Here is a 20476-nt window from a genome sequence, read left to right on the forward strand (position 1 = left end):
TTGTATCTTAGTATAAGGAGGACTGCTATGCCCTATAATGAATTTCAGCAAAAAATTGGAGAACCTCTCCCTGACTTCACCTCTGGTGCCTGTCCAGATGTTGCGGTGCTTACTGGAAGGACGGTGACCCTAGAGCATCTAGATGTTGAGAAACATTTGGAGGATATCTATGACTTTGCTGTTACCAATAGACAAGTGCAAGATTGGACCTATCTACCTGTCGGTCCCTTTGAAACGCGTCAGGAAGTGTCTGATTGGTTAGTGAGTTTATCGCACAAGACAGATGCCTATTTCTTTGCCATTCGGGATAAAGCAAGGGATAGAATCGTCGGCCTCTTTTCTCTGATGCGTATCAATCCTGCCAGCCGAACCATTGAAATGGGATGGGTCATTTATTCTCCGACTTTACAGCATTCTATTGCAGCGACAGAAGCCCAGTATCTGGCTATGTCCTATGTCTTTGAAGAGCTGCAGTATCGCCGCTATGAATGGAAGTGCGATGCCCTTAATCAGCGTTCGCATCAAGCTGCCCTTCGTTTGGGTTTCACCTTTGAGGGGACATTTCGTCAGCACACTGTTTATAAGGGACGCAGCCGTGATACTAACTGGTTCTCGATTCTTGATAAGGAATGGCCTGCTCAGAAAATGAGCTTTGAGCGGTGGCTTTCGCCTGATAACTTCGATGCCAACGGCCATCAGAAGAAATCCTTGCAGGATTGAACATAGCAAAGACGGAAACTAAAAAACACTTCTGATTCTAGTTTACTAGATTGTAGCAGAAGTGTTTTTTTATGCTTGATGATAGTCAATCAGCTTTTGCTATTCAGGAAAGGCGAGGATTGTTTCTTGAAAGACAAGGACAGTAGCTAACTGTACTTGAATTTAGAATCATAAAAATTATGCCAAATCGATCCAATATGCTTGACTTTTATTTTACATAAGTTATACTTGTATCACAAACAAGAACAACTTTTTTGCTAAAGCAGCTCCTGTTCTTCTGGGATTGAACCCGCCTAGACTCCTGTGAAAAACTCATCTTGCTTTAAGTGGTGTGACTTTTCGTGTCTGGTTTCCTATTTCTCTTTGGAGTGCTTAAAGGCTTAGTATCTTATTTATTTGAAAGGAGTATTATGGACACAAAATTTTCAGTTGCGTTGCATATCTTAACAATGATTAGTGAGAGTAAAGAAAATCTCTCTTCACAGGCTTTAGCAACCAGTGTCGGAACCAATGCCAGCTATATCCGAAAGGTCATTGCTCTGTTGAAAAATGCAGAGCTCATCACATCGCATCAGGGTAAGGTCGGTTATGAGTTGACCAAGGAACCGGCGGACATCAGTCTGCTTGATATCTACTATGCGACACAAGAAGTGGCTCAGGTCAAGCTTTTTCAGGTCCACCAACATGCTAATCTGAAGTGCCCTGTTGGTAAGCATATCGAAGGGGCGATCAGCCCAGTCTTCCAACAGGCGGAGAATCAACTAGCTCAGGAGCTAGCTGATCAAAGTCTGGCAGATGTCATTGCAAACCTCTATAAACAAGCCAGTTTAGCCAAGTGACGCGCTTGGCTAATTACTAAAACCACCTTGTATCTGTATTGAAAACAAGAACAGGAAAAAATAATACTACGTCAATCATTAGCAGATTAATTCTGCCATTTTCAAAAATTAGAAAGAAGAAAATCATGAAAGCAGCACAATTAAATGCCTACAACAAAAACAACCTCAACCTCGACCTCATCGATGTCCCAACACCAGAGCCACAAGACGACCAAGTCCTGATTAAGGTTCTGACAGCTGGTATCAATCCTCTGGACAATATGATCACCCGTGGGGAGGTCAAGATGATTGTTCCCTACAAGACTCCTTTGATCGCTGGTAATGAAGTGGTTGGTATCATTGAGCAGGTTGGCAGTAAGGTGAGCAATTTTAACCTTGGTGAGCGTGTCTTTGGGCGTTTGCCGCTGGACAGTATCGGTGCTTTTGCCGAATACGTGGCAGTAGATGTAGCAGCCCTTGCCAAAGTGCCTGACTATTTGACTGACGAAGAAGCCGCTGGTGTCCCACTGACTGCTCTGACCATTATGCAGGCTCTTGATTTGATGGGGGCCAAAGCAGGGCAGACTCTCTTTATCTCTGGCGGAACTGGCGGTGTCGGTGCCATGGCGATTCCCCTAGCCAAGGCCAAGGGCTTAACCGTTATCACTAATGGCGGAGCTGATAGTCGTGATCGTGTTCTTGAACTTGGTGCGGATCAATTTTTGGATTACAAGACACAGAATTATACAGAGCTCTTGTCAAATACTGACTTGGTCTTAGATACGCTAGGTGGTTCTGAAACGGAGAAACAGATGACCATCATGAAGCAGGGCGGACATTTGGTGTCTCTGCGGGCCATGCCAAACGGCAGCTTTGCTAAACGCATGAACCTCCCCAAATACAAACAAGTTCTCTTTGCCCAAGCTGGTCGTAAATTCGATAAAATGGCTGATAAATATGGGGTTCACTATGATTTTATCTTCGTTGAAAGCAATGGCAAACAGTTGCAGGAAGTGGCAGATATCTTCACCGAGCATCAAATCAAGCCATCGGTAGATACGGTCTTTGCCTTTTCAGATATCAATAAAGCCTTGGACAAGGTTGCTAATGGTCGCTCACGCGGAAAAACAGTTCTCAGCATGAAAGGGTAAAACTCATGGCCTATTTAGAAACGAAAAATCAATATATAACCGTTAAAGGAATGAAAATCGCCTACCGTGAAATCGGTAGAAGCAAATCTGAACGTCCCTTGGTGATGCTGGTTCACTTAGCCGCAACCATGGATAATTGGGACCCCAAGCTGATCGATCTTTTAACGAAGCGGCAGCATGTTGTTCTACTTGATTTACCCGGTGTTGGGTCAAGCGGAGGGAAGGTCGCCACGACCATTTCAGGCATGGCTGAGCAGGTGATTGCTATCGTCAAGACCATGGGCTACTCTAGTATCAATCTTTTGGGACTGTCTATGGGAGGCATGATAGCCCAAGAAGTTGTGCGTCTTGCGCCAACTTTAGTCAACCGCCTCGTTCTAGTTGGGACAGGACACCGAGGCGGAGTCGGTATTGATAAGGTAACGTCAACGACCTTTCACTACATGGCGCGTGCTAGTTTCCACCGAGTAGATCCCAAGCGTTATATTTTTTACGGTCATGATGATAAGGGCAAAATAGAAGCCGCTAAGGTTCTTGCTCGCTTAGCAAGTCGCAAAAAAGCTTATGCCGATAAGGCCATGGCTGTGCCATCTTTCTTACGTCAACTAAAAGCCATCAAGGCTTGGGGCAAGTCAGCAGAGGACGACCTGAGCTTTATCAGTCAGCCGACCTTGATTGTCAATGGTGACAAGGACATGATGGTACCTACGGAAAATTCTTACATCATGCACGATAAGATTAGTAACAGCCAGCTCATCATCTACCCAGATGCAGGTCACGGCTCACTCTTTCAGATGGCAGAGAACTTCGCCCCTAAACTAAATGCCTTTCTGAAGGGGGAATAAATCGTGAAAACTGGATTGATTCACGGTAGGTGACGCAAATCTCATGTGTATGAGTCAAGACTATAGTTGGCTTGACCGCCGCGATTCTCACAAACAGTCTTTACCCCAGCTAGGTTTCTTGTTACAATAGTAGTCCTGCCAATTGGTCTCTTGAGATCATGGCAACGCTATAAACACAATTAGAAAGTAAGTCATGTCAAAACAATCTACTAAGCTTATCGCACAAAATACCATGATTGCAGCTATTTACTTGGTGTTGACCCTGATCAACCCAATCTCAAGCGGCATCTTCCAGTTTCGTCTATCAACACTTTTGATGGCAGTTCCCTTTTTCTTTCCGAGACTATCTTATGGTCTAGTGATCGGTGTCATGGTCAGTAACTTCTTTACCGGTTTTGGCTTGATTGATGTCTTTGGCGGCTTTGTCATCCAAACCCTGTCGCTCTTTGTCTACAATAAACTCTTTAAATCAGCCTATCTCAAAAGTATCCTATACGGACTGACAGCAGGACTTGTCGTATCTAGCGTCATCTTTTATGTGACCAATATCCCCTTTGACACCAAGGCCTTCGCCCTCAGTGTCTTCTCTGTCGCCGTGTCAAACATCCTGATCGCCATGATCGGTGTCTTCATCGTCGACAAATACCTCAAAAAACTCTTAGCAAGATTTCTTGTCAAATAGTGAGATCCCTTGGTTGAAAGTCGTCAATCAAGGTTTTTTGATTTAGTCTTCTCCAATACAGAACTAAATCCTTTCAATAATTTCTTGTCCAACTTTTTTGATCAATACAGTCAGCTATGTTTTTTCTTTAGGATGTTTAAGAGACTAAAGCTGAGTTGGTCTGTAGGGGGCTTAGCTTTTTTGTAGATCAGGTTAGTCTTAAGTTTCCAATAGTGGCAAAAAGCTTTTCCTGTGCTTTTTCTAGACTTAAGTTGGTGTCTAAAAGCCAATAGTTGACAAAGGAGACAATAGCGCCTGAAAAGATGTGGATAGAGGCAGGGTCTATAGTCAAGCCATGTTCATGACTGCCTTCTAAGTTGGTGGTGACGATCATCTGGTGAAAGGCAGCCGAAAAGCTAGCGGGTTGGCTGGTTAAAAGCTGGTGGATAATGAAGCGGTTCTGATCCACGGCATGCAGAATATTATTGAGAAAGAGTCTGTTTTCTGCTGGTGTGATATGGCTGAGCTCTTTAGCGACTGGTCGACAAGCTTCTTCCATAGATAGGAGAATTTTCTGCAGGAGGCTCTCGTAGAGATGCTCTTTTGTCTCGTAGTGTTGATAAAAAGCATTGCGTGATATTTGAGCCAGCTGGCAGATTTCTTTGACAGAAATTTTTGTAAGATCCTTGGCTTGTAGGAGGTGTAAGAAAGCCTCTTGCAGGTTTTTTTCAGTTTTTTCAAAGCGTAAATCTCGTTTTACCATGACAGTCCTTTCTAATGTGTCCTTTAAGTGACAGATGCGGGGATAATGTCTATTGCATTAATTAAATGACAGGTGTACTATAAATACTATAACATATTGGCAAAGAGAAAGGGAACTGATAAATAGTAAATTATATTACAGCTATTTTAGGCATACCAAGTCAATTGTTCAAGGGATTTTGAGTGGGTAAACAAATAAGATAATGTTATGGTAGAGGCTTATAACTGTTCCAGCTGATTAGACGAATTACTAGCAGTGCTTGCCAAATTAACTTTTGGCATGAAAAAATATAGAGCAGTGGTGGATGTTTCCTAGGATGAGACATGATGAGCATCGTATAAATAAAAAGGAGTAATTATTATGACAGAAAAGAAACAAATGAAGCTTGGTCTTGCCATGTTTGGCGCAGCAGGCTTAAATTTTAAATCCTGGCTGGATCCAGAAGTTCACATGGAAGACTACCCTGATATTTCCGTGGATGTCAAGGCAGCCCAGTTAGCTGAAAAAGGAAAATTCCAGTTCATGTTCTTTGGAGATTTCCCGGGGACAAAGGCAGCTACTCCTGCCGACATGCAGACCATGGGGATGGATCCTCTCTTGATTGCGACAGTCATTGCCAGTCAGACAAAACATATTGGTCTAGGGATTACCAGAGCGACTTCTTGGAACAATCCTTATGAAGTTGCAAGACAATTCAAGACCCTAGATGCTATTAGTAAGGGCCGTGTGGCTTGGAATGCCGTAACTGGTGCTAATGGGGTCAGTGCCAATGCTTATGGTGTTTCTTTGCCGTCCAGTTTTGATCGTTATGTCAAGGCAGCTGAATTTGTAGAAGTAGTCCAAGCCTTATGGGCTAGCTGGGGAGAAGATGCCCTTAAACTCGATCATGACAACCAAATTTTTGCGGATTATGACAAGGTGAAGTCCGTGTCCATCAAAGGAAAATATGTTGAAACGTCTGGTACACTGCCAATTCCGCCATCAAAACAGGGGCAGCCGCCGATTTTCCACTCAGGTGGCTCTAGCAACAGTATTGCCTTTGCCGGTAAAGAAGCTGATGTTTATGTGGGCGAAGTGTGGACCATCGAGCAAGGAAAGGCTATGCGCCAGTCCCTCAGTCAAGCCGCTGTCGCAAACGGCAGAAAATCAGATAGCATCGCCTTTATCGCAGGGGTTATGCCTTTGATTGGTGACAGTAAAAAAGATGCCCTTGAATGTCATGCCAAATTTATTGATGAAGAAACCTTTTATCAAAGAGTGGCTCATGTCGGCTATGCCTTGGGCGTTCAATTTACCATGGCTGATATTGAAAGGCCAATCGATCCTGAGATTCTAGACGGCGTTGAAATTACGCCTTACAGTGACCCACGGACTGAAAACATCATCCGAGTGGCGCGTGAAGGCTGGACTCTACGAGAAGTGGTTTACCACTCAGTCATTGACTATCACCCTGCAGCAGTCGGAACAGCTGAAGATATCGCTGATCACTTAACCGAATGGTTTGAAAGTGGCGCTGCCGACGGGTTCTGGGTCATGCCTGACGTCTATGAAACAGATCTTAAGCGCTTTGTCGATGAGGTTGTTCCCATCCTGCAAGAACGCGGTCTCTTCCACACAGACTATGAAGGTAAAACGCTCCGAGAAAATCTGGGCCTTCCTTATCAATATGGTGTGCGAACAGAGGGTTAGATGACAGTTTTATCCATTTTGTCACCTAAGTGACAAAAAGACTTCTTCTGCCATTTGACCGAATTAAATGACAGATGTACTATTAGGCTGTAGAAAATAAAGAATCGAGGTCAGCTTATGACAAATCGTGTGGCAGAAATTTTAGGAATTGAGAAGCCGATCATTCAAGGCCCCCTAGCTTGGTTGACTGATGGGCACTATGCAGGTGCAGTCAGCGCGGCGGGTGGTCTCGGAGTGCTTGGCATCAGTGCTGGTCAAAAGGTCGCAGCAACAACCGTAGAGGAAACGATTGAAAATATGCGCCGTGAAATTCATATTGTACGCGGGATTACTGATAAACCATTGGGGATTAATGTAGCACCGGGCAGTGAACTGACTGATATTTTTACCGGTCCAATGCTTGATCTCATGGTTGAAGAAAAAGTACCTGTTGCTATCATGGTCGGTCAATTTTCTGCCTACTGGACGGCTAAATTCAAGGAAAAAGGCATCAAGGTTGTCTTTCGGGCAGAAACGCCAGATGTTAAAAATACGGAGGAAGCTATTCAAGGTGGTGCCGATATCATTGTGGCGACTGGTTTTGATGAAGGCGGGACAGTTCCAAGCAAGGTTATCGGAACCTTCTCAATTGTCCCTATGATTGTCGATGCGGCTAAAGGGCGTGTACCAGTCATGGCAGCAGGCGGTATCGCTGACAGTCGTACAGCACGGGCAGCTTTTGCTCTAGGTGCAGAAGGACTCTACGTTGGTACTGCCTTCGTGATGTCAGAGGAGTCTATCTTAGCGCAAAACATCAAGGAGATGGCTTTGAAAGCTGACGCTTCTGATCTTTTGCTCTACCGTACAGTGCCTGCCTATTACCGCTCATTACCGGGAGAGATTCCTAATAAACTCTTGGAGATGAGCAAGGACGGTGCGACGGAAGAAGCGATTTTTGAAGTGCAGCGGGGCTACAATGGCATGCGTGATGGGATGCTCTTTGGAGATCTGACCAAGGGCTTCGCCTCCTTTGGACTTGGTATCTCAATGATTGATAAAATAGAACCTGTTTCTGTTATCATGGATAAACTCATGAGCGGGATTGCGGATTTGGTGTAACTCATAGGGAAATATTAGGACTTAACGGCCTTCCAAATAGCACAGACTTTGTGTAAAAATTCTATCCGAGTTTGGATAGAATTTTTTTGTAGCTATCATTTACTCGTATTTTCTTTTGAGATTGAGCGTGTTACAATGGCACTAATATTTAAAAAAGAAGGAATTGAGTTATGGAGCCAGTCAATTTGTTGTTCACTGTTGATGATGCCTATGTCGATCAGCTTAAAGTAACCCTCTATTCTATTAAGCAAAATCTATCTGCTGCTGAGGTGCATGTTTATCTTCTGCAAAAAGCACTTCTAAGAAAGAACGACCAGCTAGCTGATTTTTGCCAAGTCTTAGATTATCATTACCATCCTATTATTGTAGGGGATCAACCTTTCAAGGATGCCCCGACGACCGATCGCTATCCTGATACTATTTATTATCGTCTTCTGGCGCACGAGTTTTTACCGAAAGATATAAACAAGATTCTCTATCTGGATGCGGATATTCTCTGTCTCAATGATTTTAGAGAGTTTTACCAGCAAGAACTAGGGCAAAATCTTTATGCCGCGGCCAGTCATAATGCTGACAGTAAAATTATGGATATGATCAATCAGCTGCGCCTTCAGAATTATGAGATGGAGTCCTCTTATTTCAATACAGGTGTTCTCCTTATGAATCTTGCCCTGATTCGTCAAACTGTAGAGCGTCAGGATATTTTAGACTATATCGAAAAGAACCAGACCAAGCTGATTTTGCCTGATCAGGATGTCTTAAATGGTCTCTATGCAGACAGAGTACAAGCTGTTCCTGATGAGATTTACAATTACGATGCCAGATACAGTCGTTTGTACAAAGCACGCAGCAGCGGCTATTGGGATATTGACTGGGTCATTGGAAATACGGTCTTTTTGCACTTTGCTGGTCGGGACAAACCTTGGAAACCCAATTATACCACCCGTTACGCAGCTCTTTATAAATATATGGCTAAAGAAGCGCATGGGATCTGAAGTAGAAATAGTTAGAATAAACTCGAATGCTGAAATGGAGGCAGGCCGATGAAAGAGTGGGAGAAGGTAGTGAAAATATGTTTAGAGAAGGCAGAGACGGTCTGCCTAGATAATGTATCGCAAGAAAAAATTACTAGTTGATTTGTTAGGAACAATTGTTAGTTGGGCTTTGCGGCACAATTTATGCTATAATACCATTATTTCTCTATAGAGAGGATCATCATGCTCTACAAATACCTTCTTTTTGATCTCGATCATACCCTGCTGGATTTTGATGCTGCGGAAAACCTTGCGCTGCACCAACTTTTGCTTGAGGCGCAAGTGTCAGATATTGCAGCTTATATGGACTATTATGTCCCCATGAATCGTGGGCTTTGGGATGATTTGAGCTTGGGCAAGCTCAGCAAGCAAGAGTTGATCGATACGCGTTTTGCCCGACTATTTGCCCACTTTGATCAAGATGTGGATGGCCGCTATTATGCCCAGCGTTATCAGCACTTCCTCAGCCAGCAGGGACAGGTTTTAGAGGGGGCTAAGGAACTTTTGGAAAGCCTTGAGGCGCGTGGCTATCGTCTCTTTGCTGCGACTAATGGGGTGACTTTTATCCAAAACGGTCGTTTGGATCGCTCTGGTATCAGAGGCTATTTTGAGCAGGTGTTTATCTCGGATAATCTGGGTTATCAAAAACCCCAGAAGGAATATTATGACAGCATTGCTCAGGCGATTGACAGTTTTGATAAGAAACAGGCCCTTATGATCGGTGATGGTCTTCTCAGTGATATTCAAGGCGGCAACAATGCTGGGATTGATACGGTTTGGTACAATCCAGACGGTAAGGAAAATACTAGTCAGGCTCAGCCGACCTATACGGTAGCTACTTACCAGAAGCTACTGGAAATTCTCGATTAAGATGATAATGGGTAGACTCAGTTCCTCCTTGGGATTGAGTTTCACTTTTGCATGATTTTATGAGGTTGGCAAAAATTCGTCCAGTATTTCTGTTTTGGATAAACCCTTGGCCTTGGCGCAATGGTTGGGAATAAGACTTGTTGGTGACGCCAAGAAGTCTTACCCCTGCACAATTCATTAGGTATTCTAGCACCAATGGGCCACTACTGACCGGTCTTCCTTTTACACAAGGCCAAGTCAGAAAAAAACTAAACGACGTTGTTCATCAGCTACATGAAATTAGCTGTTTAAATTTTTTACCCAGCAGGTTCAAGCGCAAGCGAACCCTATCTAACAGATACGGTTGTAACTGTCTTGCAAGCAGTAGGATTATTGCATTTAACAATCTTGTGATAAAATATAATGTGGATAAATAAGGGAAGGACGTGTGTTTATGTCTAAGGAACGCTTAGTCGCCTTTACAGACGCTATTCTTGCTATTATTATGACAATCTTGGTTTTAGAGTTGGAGAAGCCAAGCATTCTCAGCTGGTCTGCCTTCTGGGATTTACGGATGAATTTTTTTGCTTATACGGTCTCTTTTTCTGGTTGGGAGCTATGTGGGTCAACCTGCATCAGTCTTGGCATGATGTGGGGAAGATTGGCAATAAGCAGGTCTGGCAGTCCCTTTTTCTCCTCTTTTTTGCCTCCTTCTTTCCGTATGCGACAAGCATTGTTGCAACTCATTTTGAGAGCAGTGTTGCCCAAGGTTTTTACGGTCTGATTGTTCTGCTGGTCAGCTTTTCTAATGTTTGGATGTATAATAGCTTGGCCCATATCAGCAGCAGTCCGCAAGCCAAACAGTTTGCCATCGGACACAATCGAGCCACGATTTATGATATTACCGTCAAGTTTATTGGTCTGGCTGTTAGCCTGACGGTTTATCCACCAGCTATGATGTATTCTGTTGTACTGGCGGCTTTCTTTGTTGTTGGTCCCATGTCAGCACGTTTCAGGAGATAAAGTTTGATAGTTAAAAATTAAAAAGGGAATGCCCCTTCTTGTAAGTAAATAGAGGGATTTGGAGGATTTATGGCATCGCTAATGAAGCATAAAAAAGTTGAGCTGACCGAGCTCTTTTACGACTTGGTTTTTGTCTATGGTATGAGTCAGGGCACGTCCTTGATTCATCATGTTCATCACGGTGTGATTCCTTGGATGAACTTTATCTCATTTTCCATTGGAATGATCATCATGATCAATTCCTGGATGGTTCAGACCGTTTTTACTAATCGATTTGGGAAGAATTCTTTGACCAACATTCTCTTTATGTTTGCGCAGATGTGTCTCTTGCTGATTTCCTTGGCCGCATCGACAGGAGAGTTTACCCATCAGAGCTTCCAGTATTTTTATGGCCCCTACGCTGGGATTTCTTTCTTGCTATTATTGCAGTACCTTATCGAGCATGTGAGGGCTAAGGAGAAAGAGAACAGGCTTTTTATTAAACAGTTCTTTTACATTTTAGGACTAAGAACCACAGGTCTCTTGATATCTGTCTTCCTACCTATGTCTATTGGTCTGTGGGTGGCGGCTGCCAGTATCTTGATTAGCTGGATTTTGCCGGGTCTTTTAACCAGCAGAAGTGCAGTTAGGTCAGAGGTACGTCTGGTCAACTTCCCCCACTTGGTAGAACGCTTATCTTTGCTGGTCATTATCACATTTGGGGAGATGATTATTGGCATCGCTAAGTATTTTACACCAGAGGCTTTGTCAGTCTACTCTATCTTGATTTTTTCAGTGGTAGCTAATCTCTTTATGATCTATATCGTCGAGATTGACCACATGATTGATGTTAACAAGCCGGTGGAAAATAGTAATAGTTTGATTTACTGGCATTATCCAATTTTCTTCGGACTCAGTTTTGTGACAGTTTCCCTAGGTTTTTTAGGCGAAGCAAAGGCTGACAATGGTTTTTCCATCTTCCTGCTTTATCTTGGTATTATCTTACTATTAATCAGTCTATTTGGTATTCAGCGATTCAATAAGGAGAGCCACAAGATTACCTTGAGTTTGATTGGTCAATCGCTTGGAATCTGGCTGGCTGGTTGTTTGCTGAGCTGCTTGACTGTGGAGCACAGTTTTGCCTTAGTCATTCTAGCTGCCTTGACCTGTGCCCTTTTGGCTATCGTTTTTGTTCGCTTTAACCTCAGTCATTTGGAGTAGTATTGGGCTACTAGGTATCTAAATAAACAGAAACACCTCAACTTTTAAGAAAGCTCGAGGTGTTATTTTGATATTTAAGTTTACATAATTATTTATACGTTAATTTAAGGCGTGTTTAAACTAGAACTGTTTTATCCAGAAGAGAGCGGAGGAAGAAGGGCGTTTTCACCAGTTTCTTATCCTTATCTTTTAGTCGTTTGCCTGTTAATATTTTGAAAATCGAAATAATAAATTCTTAGCTGCATCTCGTCTGATTCTGATTTTCTTTGCACATAGGCCAGTATCTTTGGATAGTATCATTTTTTCCTATTATAAGATAAGTTTTTAGATTTTAGTCGTGTTATAATATTAGTAGTTAGAATCTAATAAAATAAAGGAGTTTGCGATGACAATGACAGAACTAAAGCCTTTTCCAGATGGTTTTTTGTGGGGCGGTGCAACGGCTGCCAACCAATGTGAAGGTGCCTATGATGAAGACGGGCGCGGCCTAGCAAACGTTGATGTAGTACCGATTGGCGAGGATCGTTTCCCCATCATTGCTGGTAAGAAGAAGATGTTCGACTTTGAGGATGGTTATTTCTATCCTGCTAAGGAGTCTATTGATTTTTATCACCATTATAAGGAAGATATCGCTCTCTTTGCTGAGATGGGCTTCAAGAGTTTTCGCATGTCTATCGGCTGGAGCCGCATTTTCCCTAAGGGAGATGAGCTTGTGCCCAATGAAGCAGGGCTTCAATTTTATGAAAATGTCTTTAAAGAATGCCGCAAGTACGGTATCGAACCCTTGGTGACGATCACCCACTTTGACTGCCCTATGTATTTGATCGAGCACTATGGCGGCTGGCGCAATCGCAAGATGATCGAATTTTACGAACGTCTCTGCCGTGTCCTTTTTAATCGCTACAAGGGCTTGGTCAAATACTGGCTGACCTTCAATGAGATCAACATGATTTTGCACGCACCTTTTATGGGGGCAGGCCTCTACTTTGAAGAAGGCGAAAATGAGGATCAGGTTAAATATCAATCAGCTCATCACGAACTAGTAGCTTCGGCATTGGCGACGAAAATTGCCCATGAAGTGGATCCCGATATCAAGATTGGCTGTATGCTGGCGGCAGGTCAATACTACCCTAACACGCCAAATCCAGCAGACTACTGGCAGGCAATGCAGGATGACCGTGAAAATTATTTCTTTATTGATGTGCAGGCGCGCGGAGAATACCCAAATTATGCTAAGAAGAAGTTCGAACGTCTGGGATTGAATATTGAGATGACTCAGGAAGATCTCGACCTTCTCAAGGCTCATACAGTTGACTTTATTTCATTTTCATATTATTCAAGCCGTGTATCATCTGCTGATCCAAGCTTGACCGATAAGACAGCTGGCAACATTTTTGCTTCGCTGAAAAATCCTTACCTTGAAGCATCTGAATGGGGCTGGCAAATCGATCCGCTCGGCCTTCGCATTACCCTCAATACCATCTGGGATCGGTATCAAAAACCGCTCTTTATCGTGGAAAATGGTCTCGGTGCTGTTGATACCCCTGATGAGAATGGCTATGTCACAGACGACTACCGTATCGACTATCTGCGTGAACACATCAAAACGATGAATCAGGCGATCAACGAAGATGGCGTTGAACTTCTTGGTTACACCACCTGGGGCTGTATCGACCTTGTATCAGCTGGAACCGGTGAGATGAAGAAGCGCTACGGTTTCATCTATGTCGACCGCGACAACCAAGGTAACGGCAGCCTCAAACGCTCTAAGAAGAAATCCTTTGATTGGTATAAGCAGGTTATTGCATCAAATGGAACAAAGCTGGATTAGCAAGCATATTTGAAGAGAAACCGCTTTATCTAAATGATCAGTAGCTTGTAATATAGAAGTCCGGAGATTCTCGGACTTCTTTTGCATGTCTAAGATATAATAGGGCTTCTCCTTGCTGGTGATAAAATGATGTCGCAGACATTCAAAAGCTTGAGATTTTAAGTTCTGGTTCTGGTCTTAGGCAAGGAGTCCGAAAGCTATACTTTGTCATAACCTAAAAAAACACCGTCAAACTTAACTGATACCCACGAAAATATTAGGAGATATTTATAAGCAGCACGCTCGAGATGCCCTATATAGCACCGCAGTATGAGGCGAATTTGTGCTCGTAAACCAATTCTTAGGCGCGCGCAATATGGATCGGATGGCGGAAGGGCTTTTACAGGGGCATATCACTGTTATTCTAGTGGAATAACCCAGAAACCTATACCCATAAAGCATCTCGCTTAGATTTTTGATGGTTGGGAATGTGAAAAAGTTCCTCAAGCATAAGAGAGTTACTGTTTTTCCTAAGTTCAAATGCTCAGAGTTGGATGAAAAAATAGCAGAGCTATTCAGCAAGAGAGTTGGCTCCGTTTTTTTAGCTTTGACGGCGATACCTTATCAGCAAAAGGAAAGGCTGCCTTATCAGTCCATCCTGAAATCGTTAAATGCCCCCCGAAAAAAATTTGGAGCGGTCTTATAATTTGTAGGCATCATAAAGCTAGCTCTAGTAAGTCCTGCTGGACTTTAATGCAAAAAGTCTGCCTCCTCCTTTAGCAGAAAAAAGCGACACTCTCTTACTTTTGTATTTCTAGTGAAGGTCTTTGAAGAGTGGCAGAAGTATGCTATAATAAGCTGTATTGAGTAATTCCTACTCGTTGAAAATAAAAATATCTTACGGACTTGGGCTTGCTCTAGCTCGGTTTTAGCTGAGAAAGCTAATCTTTTCTTATTTCCAATTTCTAAGGGGTATAAAATGCCCTCCAGAGCAGCTCGGGCTTTGCCTTGTCCGATTTAATTTTCTTTGAGTAGTTGTTTAGTAGTTAGGAGAGAAAAATGGAATTAACGCGTGATCAAGTTTTTGTTAATCAGTACCACTATGACGCTCGTAATTTGGAGTGGGAGAAGCAGCACGGGGAGCCTAAGACTAATGTAGAAGTAACCTTCCAGTTGGTCAGCAAGGATGAGGATAAGAATGAGACACACTTGGTGTCGGTTCTCCAGTTCCAAATTGTACGCAGTGAGTTTGTTATTGCTGGTGTTATTTCGCAGATGGTTCATCTTAAAAACCGCCTCGTCAATGAGCCTAAGGAATTTTCACAAGAAGAAGTGCAAAATTTAGCAGCCCCTCTTTTGGAAGTCTTGCAGCGCATGACTTATGAAGTATCAGAGATTGCTTTGGACCGTCCGGGTATCAGTCTAGAGTTCTAAGATGAAACTAGCAATTATCACAGACTCATCAGTCTATTTGCCGTCGGAATTTTTGGATCACCCAGATTTGTATATCTTAGATATTCCGATTATGATAAATGGTGAGACCTATGTTGAAGGGAAAAATTTGACTATTGAGGAGTTTTACCCTAAGATGCGTCAGGCTGCCAGTCTACCTACAACCAGTCAACCCAGTATCGCTGAGCTGGATGATATTCTGACCAATCTAGCTATCGGTGGCTATACACATGTATTGGGACTCTTTTTGTCCAGCGGTATCTCAGGATTCTGGCAGAATATCCAATTTTTGATTGATGAGCATAAGGAACTGACGATTGCCTTCCCAGACAGCAAGATCACCAGCAGTCCTATGGGGTACATGGTAATCTCGGCTCTGCGTATGGCTGAATCAGGGCGGAGTTTTGAAGATATTTTAGCTTCTGTTCAGTTCATGATTGATGGGACGCAGGCTTATATCGTAGTTGATGACCTCAATCATCTAGTCAAGGGCGGCCGCCTCTCGAACGGTGCAGCCCTTTTGGGTAATCTCCTGAGCATTAAGCCCATCATGTACTTCAACGATGGAGGTATTGAGGTTTTTGAGAAGGTCAGAACAGAGAAAAAAGCCTTCAAACGTTTACTAGCTATCCTCGATCATCAATCCCAGCAGGCAAACTACCAGACTTGGATTATTGAGGCTAATGCCAAGAGTAAGGCTGAGCATTTTCGCCAGCTTTTGGTAGACAGTGGTTATCAGGGTCCTGTTGATATTGTGCCTTTTTGTGGCGTGATTTCGACCCATCTGGGTGAAGGAGCGGTTGCTGTTGGATTTACACCGATAAGAAGCAGCTGACTGATAGACTGTTTGCATATAGTGTTATAAGACTGAAGGCAGGATTGGCATGGTGCCAGAGGTACTATAAGAGGAGGAAAGAAAGATGCGTATTAAAGTTATTGTTGCAGGTTTTAAAGGACGGATGGGTTCAACTGCAGTCGACATGGTTAAAGGCGATGCCGATCTGGAATTGGCAGCCCTCCTAGATCCTTTTGCGACTGAGAAAGAAGTCGATGGTGTCCCTGTTTTTACTGACAAGAAGGATTTAGTTGGTTTCGATGCCCAAGTTTGGGTGGATTTCACCATGCCTAAGGTTGCCTATGAAAATACTCGCTTTGCCTTGGACAATGGCTTTGCGCCTGTCGTTGGAACAACAGGCTTTACCGAAGAACAAATTGCTGAATTGGTAGCTCTTTCTGCTGAGAAGAGTCTAGGTGGTTTAATTGCCCCTAACTTTGCGATTGGAGCGATTTTGCTGATGGAATTTGCAGCCAAGGCTTCTAAGTATTTCCCAGATTTGGAAATTATTGAACTCCATCACGATAAGAAAAAGGATGCCCCAAGCGGTACGGCAATTAAGACGGCGGAGCTGATTCGTGAGGCGCGTGATTTTAAACAACAAGGTGCTCCTGATGAAGAAGAGAGTATTGAAGGCGCACGCGGGGCAGCTTTTGACGGTTTCCGCATTCATTCGGTGCGCTTACCTGGTTTGGTAGCCCATCAAGAGGTAATTTTTGGGGCTGAAGGCCAAGGACTAACCTTGCGCCATGATTCCTATGACCGCGTTTCCTTTATGAGCGGTGTTAACCTCGGTATCAAGGAAGTTGTTAAGCGAGATAAACTTGTTTACGGTTTGGAACAGTTGCTATGAGATTAAAACAGTTGCCTTCTGAATTTCAGGAGGCTTTGCCAGTGCTAGAGAAAATAAAACAAGCAGGATTTGAAGCTTATTTTGTAGGTGGTTCAGTCCGTGACGCTTTGCTTGGCCGTCCCATTCATGATGTCGATATCGCAACTAGCTCTTATCCACAAGAGACCAAGGAAATTTTTGATCGAACGGTTGATATTGGTATCGAGCATGGAACAGTTTTGGTCTTGGAAAACGGTGGTGAGTATGAGGTGACCACTTTTCGAACGGAAGATGCCTATGTGGACTATCGCCGACCTTCCAGTGTTTCTTTTGTGCGCTCTTTAGAAGAAGATCTTAAAAGACGTGATTTCACTGTCAACGCCTTTGCTTTGGCTGAAGATGCCCGCGTTATTGACTTATTTAATGGTTTGAGTGATCTGGACAATCATCTCTTGCGCGCTGTCGGTAAGGCTCAGGAGCGTTTCAGCGAAGATGCTTTGCGAGTTATGCGCGGCTTGCGCTTTGCAGCCAGTCTTAACTTTTCTATTGAGGAGCAGACTTTTGCTGCTATGGAACGCTATGCTCCGCTCTTAGAAAAAATTTCGATTGAACGTATTTTCATTGAATTTGATAAATTGTTAACAGCTCCCCATTGGAAAAAGGGACTGCAAGCTCTGATCGACAGCCAAGCTTACGAGTATCTGCCAGATCTAGCGGGAAAAGGACCGGCCTTGGAGCAGTTTTTGGCGGTGTACGAAGATAATTTTGTTTTTGCGACAAGCGAACAAGCTTGGGCAGCTCTTTGCTTAGTTCTGGAAATTAGTGATGCCGTTACCTTTTTGAAAAAATGGAAGACGGCGACTCATTTTCAAAAGACAGTAGCTGACCTCGTGGCTATCTACCGTTACCGTCAAAAGTCTACCCACAGCAAGCGGACGCTTTATGACTATGGCAAGGAGTTGGTCTTACTGGCTGAAAGTCTGCGTCAAGCACAAGGACTAATAGTTGATTTCCCCTTGGTTGAGCAGCTGGACGAAGCGCTAACCATTCATGATAAACATGAAATTCTTATCAAAGGCGGTGACCTGATAAAGGAACTGGGACTAAAGCCGGGACCAGACTTAGGGCAGATTTTGAGGAATATTGAAGAGGCCATCGTTCAAGGCAGACTTCCTAATGAACGGAGGGCTATCTTGGATTTTGTTAAGAGCGGACTCTGAGGGGATTTTCAAATATGATAAATCTCACTGCCTGTGCTTAGGGGTTAGAGATCCTTATTTTATCTGCCTTTTGAAAAGTCATTGAAAAATTTAGTAGTGTAATAGGGAGAGAGCAATGAGTGATTTTAGCGCTGAAAATCTAACCAAGACGGTTGGGGATAAGACTGTTTTTCGGAAAATTTCTTTTATGATTCATGAGGGTGACCGAGTTGGTCTCATCGGAGTCAATGGAACAGGAAAAACTACACTTTTGGATGTTATAGCAGATAGACTGGGATTCGATGGGGATGTCTCTCCTTTTCGTAAGCCTAAGGATTATCAGATTGCTTATCTGACGCAGGAACCTGATTTTGATGATAAGCGAACGGTTTTAGATACCGTTTTGTCTTCTAATTTGCGTGAGATGGTTCTAATTCGGCGCTATGAAGCACTGATGCTGGATTACCAAGCAGGCCATCAAGCTGAACTAGAGCGTGTCATGGCTGAAATGGATAGTCTCAATGCCTGGAGCGTTGAAAGTGAGGTCAAAACGGTGCTGACTCAGCTGGGGATTTCTGACTGGACCAAGCAGGTTGGTCAGCTCTCTGGTGGTATGCGTCGGCGGGTGCAGTTGGCTCAGGTCCTCTTGGGTGAAGCTGACTTACTTTTACTGGATGAACCTACCAACCACCTAGATATTGATACAATTGCTTGGCTGACCCTTTACCTCAAGAATTCTAAAAAGACAGTCTTTTTCATTACCCATGACCGCTATTTCTTGGACAATGTCGCAACACGAATTTTTGAGTTGGACAAGGCGAGTTTGATAGAATATCAAGGAAATTATCAGGACTATGTCCGCCTCAAAGCAGAACAGGATGAGCGCGATGCAGCGGCCCTGCATAAGAAAAAGCAGCTTTATAAGCAAGAACTGGCTTGGATGCGCACTCAGCCACAGGCTCGAGCGACCAAACAGCAGGCACGTATTAATCGCTTTAAGGAATTAAAAGGTGATCTTAGCCATACTAATGCAAAAGCAGATCTGGCTATCGATTTTGAAACGAGCCGAATTGGTAAAAAAGTGCTGAACTTTGATCAGGTTAGCTTTTCCTATCCTGATAAGCCCATTTTGCAAGATTTCAACCTGCTGGTGCAGAACAAGGATCGTATTGGGATTATCGGGGATAACGGTGTTGGAAAGTCAACCCTGCTCAACCTAATCAGTGGGGACTTGGAACCAACTGGTGGCCGTTTGGATATTGGTGAGACAGTGCGTATTGGTTATTTTTCTCAGCTCATTAAGGATATGGATGAGTCCAAGCGAGTGATTACCTATTTGCAGGAAGTCGCAGATGAGGTGAAAACATCTGTTGGTACGAGCAGTGTGACTGATTTGTTAGAGCAATTTTTATTCCCGCGCTCTACTCATGGTACCCAGATTGCCAAGCTATCTGGTGGTGAGAAGAAGCGTCTTTATCTGCTTAGAATTTTGCTTGAAAAGCCTAATGTCCTCTTACTGGATGAACCTACCAATGATCTTGATATAGCCACTCTGACAGTTTTGGAAGAATTTTTACAGAACTTTGGCGGCGCTGTTATCACCGTTAGCCATGATCGCTATTTCCTAGATAAGGTGGCTAATAAAATTCTGGCTTTTGAAGACGGTAGCGTCCGTGAATTCTTCGGTAATTATACGGACTATCTGGATGAGCAGGAATTTTTAAAATCCAATGCAGTAGCGATTCAAAAATCTGAAAGCTCCAAAGTCCACAAGCCCAAAACAGATAAAAGACGGATGTCTTATCAAGAGAAGCAGGAATGGGCGAGTATTGAAGAAGATATTGCTGCTATAGAAGCTGATATTTCAACTATCGAAGCTGAAATGCAAGACTGCGGCAGCGACTTTACTAGGCTGAGCAAGCTGCAAAGTGATTTAGACAGCAAAAACGAACAGCTCTTGGAAAAATATGAGCGTTATGAGTATCTAAGTGAGATGGAAACATGAGGATTCGACCGATTGAACCCGATGATAATGCTGCTGTTGCGGCTCTTATCCGCGATAGTCTTCAGACCTGTGGTCTGGATAAGCCAGGAACAGCCTATGATGATCCCCAGTTAGATGATTTGGCTGGCTATTACGACAGGGTGAAGTCATCAGCTTATTTTGTCTTAGAAAACGATGGTGAAATCGTTGGCTGCGGTGGTTTCGGTCCTTTGTTTAAGCAAACGGCTGAGCTGCAAAAGCTCTATCTAGCGGCTGATTATCGCGGACGAGGACTTGCCAGCCAACTTGTTGAGAGGATTGAAACAGCAGCGCGCACTCTAAGGTACGAACGGATTTATTTGGAAACTTCCAGTCTTTTGGATCAGGCAGTAGCAGTATACGAACATCTTGGTTATAGCCAGTTGGCCTCTCCCTTGCAGGCAGACAGCCCTCATACTGCTATGGATATCTGGATGGTAAAATCTCTGGCAAAAGAGGTATAAGAGATGATTC

Annotated in this window: 18 protein-coding genes and 1 pseudogene; 18 read left to right on the forward strand and 1 reads right to left on the reverse strand. The window is 43.5% G+C overall.

The window, feature by feature from the left end; genetic code table 11:
• The first annotated feature begins 27 nt into the window (after positions 1-27).
• The 5 genes from ACVR1G_RS00475 (at position 28) to ACVR1G_RS00495 (ending at position 4216) form a co-directional block, all read left to right on the forward strand.
• Positions 28-720: a GNAT family N-acetyltransferase gene (locus ACVR1G_RS00475; protein WP_447451264.1), complete on the forward strand. Its 693-nt coding sequence runs from the start codon at positions 28-30 to the stop codon at positions 718-720.
• Between the two features lie 410 nt (positions 721-1130).
• The gene (locus ACVR1G_RS00480; protein WP_447451265.1) at positions 1131-1559 is read left to right on the forward strand and encodes an Rrf2 family transcriptional regulator; all 429 of its coding nucleotides are present in this window, start codon (positions 1131-1133) and stop codon (positions 1557-1559) included.
• 125 nt (positions 1560-1684) lie between these two features.
• Positions 1685-2689, forward strand: a complete 1005-nt coding sequence (locus ACVR1G_RS00485; RefSeq protein WP_447451266.1) for an NADP-dependent oxidoreductase — start codon at positions 1685-1687, stop codon at positions 2687-2689.
• 5 nt (positions 2690-2694) lie between these two features.
• Entirely contained in the window at positions 2695-3534 is an 840-nt protein-coding gene (locus tag ACVR1G_RS00490; RefSeq protein ID WP_447451267.1) for an alpha/beta fold hydrolase, read from the forward strand.
• 193 nt (positions 3535-3727) lie between these two features.
• On the forward strand, positions 3728-4216 hold the full coding sequence (locus ACVR1G_RS00495; RefSeq protein WP_447451268.1) for a QueT transporter family protein: 489 nt from the start codon (positions 3728-3730) through the stop codon (positions 4214-4216).
• A 187-nt stretch (positions 4217-4403) separates the two neighbouring features.
• Here the strand turns inward: ACVR1G_RS00495 and ACVR1G_RS00500 are convergent, their stop codons facing one another.
• Entirely contained in the window at positions 4404-4958 is a 555-nt protein-coding gene (locus tag ACVR1G_RS00500; RefSeq protein WP_447451269.1) for a TetR/AcrR family transcriptional regulator, read from the reverse strand.
• 360 nt (positions 4959-5318) lie between these two features.
• Here ACVR1G_RS00500 and ACVR1G_RS00505 point away from each other — a divergent pair, with 360 nt between their 5' ends.
• From ACVR1G_RS00505 to ACVR1G_RS00565, 13 genes and pseudogenes are all read left to right on the forward strand, one after another.
• A complete protein-coding gene (locus ACVR1G_RS00505) occupies positions 5319-6647 on the forward strand; it encodes an NtaA/DmoA family FMN-dependent monooxygenase (RefSeq protein ID WP_447451270.1) in 1329 nt (442 codons plus the stop codon).
• Between the two features lie 117 nt (positions 6648-6764).
• A complete protein-coding gene (locus ACVR1G_RS00510) occupies positions 6765-7745 on the forward strand; it encodes an NAD(P)H-dependent flavin oxidoreductase (protein WP_447451271.1) in 981 nt (326 codons plus the stop codon).
• 170 nt (positions 7746-7915) lie between these two features.
• Complete coding sequence (locus ACVR1G_RS00515; protein WP_447451272.1) at positions 7916-8740, forward strand: glycosyltransferase family 8 protein; 825 nt, start codon at positions 7916-7918, stop codon at positions 8738-8740.
• Between the two features lie 222 nt (positions 8741-8962).
• Positions 8963-9649, forward strand: a complete 687-nt coding sequence (gene pynA / locus ACVR1G_RS00520) for a pyrimidine 5'-nucleotidase PynA (RefSeq protein WP_447451273.1) — start codon at positions 8963-8965, stop codon at positions 9647-9649.
• A gap of 484 nt (positions 9650-10133) precedes the next feature.
• Positions 10134-10651, forward strand: a pseudogene (locus ACVR1G_RS00525) (TMEM175 family protein).
• Positions 10652-10720: 69 nt separating this feature from the next.
• Positions 10721-11851: a low temperature requirement protein A gene (locus ACVR1G_RS00530; RefSeq protein WP_447451274.1), complete on the forward strand. Its 1131-nt coding sequence runs from the start codon at positions 10721-10723 to the stop codon at positions 11849-11851.
• Positions 11852-12242: 391 nt separating this feature from the next.
• Positions 12243-13682 (forward strand): 6-phospho-beta-glucosidase, encoded by a 1440-nt coding sequence (locus tag ACVR1G_RS00535; RefSeq protein WP_447451448.1) that lies wholly within the window; start codon positions 12243-12245, stop codon positions 13680-13682.
• Positions 13683-14720: 1038 nt separating this feature from the next.
• Positions 14721-15095, forward strand: coding sequence for a DUF1149 family protein (locus ACVR1G_RS00540; RefSeq protein ID WP_447451275.1), 375 nt, complete (start codon positions 14721-14723; stop codon positions 15093-15095).
• A gap of 1 nt (position 15096) precedes the next feature.
• The gene (locus tag ACVR1G_RS00545) at positions 15097-15948 is read left to right on the forward strand and encodes a DegV family protein (protein WP_447451276.1); all 852 of its coding nucleotides are present in this window, start codon (positions 15097-15099) and stop codon (positions 15946-15948) included.
• 85 nt (positions 15949-16033) lie between these two features.
• On the forward strand, positions 16034-16801 hold the full coding sequence (gene dapB, locus ACVR1G_RS00550; RefSeq protein WP_447451277.1) for a 4-hydroxy-tetrahydrodipicolinate reductase: 768 nt from the start codon (positions 16034-16036) through the stop codon (positions 16799-16801).
• Positions 16798-18000: a CCA tRNA nucleotidyltransferase gene (locus ACVR1G_RS00555; RefSeq protein ID WP_447451278.1), complete on the forward strand. Its 1203-nt coding sequence runs from the start codon at positions 16798-16800 to the stop codon at positions 17998-18000. Before dapB ends, ACVR1G_RS00555 begins: the two co-directional genes overlap by 4 nt.
• Positions 18001-18115: 115 nt before the next feature.
• On the forward strand, positions 18116-19984 hold the full coding sequence (locus ACVR1G_RS00560) for an ABC-F family ATP-binding cassette domain-containing protein (RefSeq protein ID WP_447451279.1): 1869 nt from the start codon (positions 18116-18118) through the stop codon (positions 19982-19984).
• On the forward strand, positions 19981-20466 hold the full coding sequence (locus tag ACVR1G_RS00565; RefSeq protein WP_447451280.1) for a GNAT family N-acetyltransferase: 486 nt from the start codon (positions 19981-19983) through the stop codon (positions 20464-20466). Before ACVR1G_RS00560 ends, ACVR1G_RS00565 begins: the two co-directional genes overlap by 4 nt.
• Positions 20467-20476: the final 10 nt, after the last annotated feature.

This window comes from Streptococcus dentasini, from assembly GCF_053206945.1.

Bases quoted from the DNA above. Each gene is read 5' to 3' on its own strand.
- ACVR1G_RS00475 (WP_447451264.1), top strand. From the start codon at position 28: ATGCCCTATAATGAATTTCAGCAAAAAATTGGAGAACCTCTCCCTGAC.
- ACVR1G_RS00480 (WP_447451265.1), top strand. From the start codon at position 1,131: ATGGACACAAAATTTTCAGTTGCGTTGCATATCTTAACAATGATTAGT.
- ACVR1G_RS00485 (WP_447451266.1), top strand. From the start codon at position 1,685: ATGAAAGCAGCACAATTAAATGCCTACAACAAAAACAACCTCAACCTC.
- ACVR1G_RS00490 (WP_447451267.1), top strand. From the start codon at position 2,695: ATGGCCTATTTAGAAACGAAAAATCAATATATAACCGTTAAAGGAATG.
- ACVR1G_RS00495 (WP_447451268.1), top strand. From the start codon at position 3,728: ATGTCAAAACAATCTACTAAGCTTATCGCACAAAATACCATGATTGCA.
- ACVR1G_RS00500 (WP_447451269.1), bottom strand. From the start codon at position 4,958: ATGGTAAAACGAGATTTACGCTTTGAAAAAACTGAAAAAAACCTGCAA.
- ACVR1G_RS00505 (WP_447451270.1), top strand. From the start codon at position 5,319: ATGACAGAAAAGAAACAAATGAAGCTTGGTCTTGCCATGTTTGGCGCA.
- ACVR1G_RS00510 (WP_447451271.1), top strand. From the start codon at position 6,765: ATGACAAATCGTGTGGCAGAAATTTTAGGAATTGAGAAGCCGATCATT.
- ACVR1G_RS00515 (WP_447451272.1), top strand. From the start codon at position 7,916: ATGGAGCCAGTCAATTTGTTGTTCACTGTTGATGATGCCTATGTCGAT.
- pynA (WP_447451273.1), top strand. From the start codon at position 8,963: ATGCTCTACAAATACCTTCTTTTTGATCTCGATCATACCCTGCTGGAT.
- ACVR1G_RS00530 (WP_447451274.1), top strand. From the start codon at position 10,721: ATGGCATCGCTAATGAAGCATAAAAAAGTTGAGCTGACCGAGCTCTTT.
- ACVR1G_RS00535 (WP_447451448.1), top strand. From the start codon at position 12,243: ATGACAGAACTAAAGCCTTTTCCAGATGGTTTTTTGTGGGGCGGTGCA.
- ACVR1G_RS00540 (WP_447451275.1), top strand. From the start codon at position 14,721: ATGGAATTAACGCGTGATCAAGTTTTTGTTAATCAGTACCACTATGAC.
- ACVR1G_RS00545 (WP_447451276.1), top strand. From the start codon at position 15,097: ATGAAACTAGCAATTATCACAGACTCATCAGTCTATTTGCCGTCGGAA.
- dapB (WP_447451277.1), top strand. From the start codon at position 16,034: ATGCGTATTAAAGTTATTGTTGCAGGTTTTAAAGGACGGATGGGTTCA.
- ACVR1G_RS00555 (WP_447451278.1), top strand. From the start codon at position 16,798: ATGAGATTAAAACAGTTGCCTTCTGAATTTCAGGAGGCTTTGCCAGTG.
- ACVR1G_RS00560 (WP_447451279.1), top strand. From the start codon at position 18,116: ATGAGTGATTTTAGCGCTGAAAATCTAACCAAGACGGTTGGGGATAAG.
- ACVR1G_RS00565 (WP_447451280.1), top strand. From the start codon at position 19,981: ATGAGGATTCGACCGATTGAACCCGATGATAATGCTGCTGTTGCGGCT.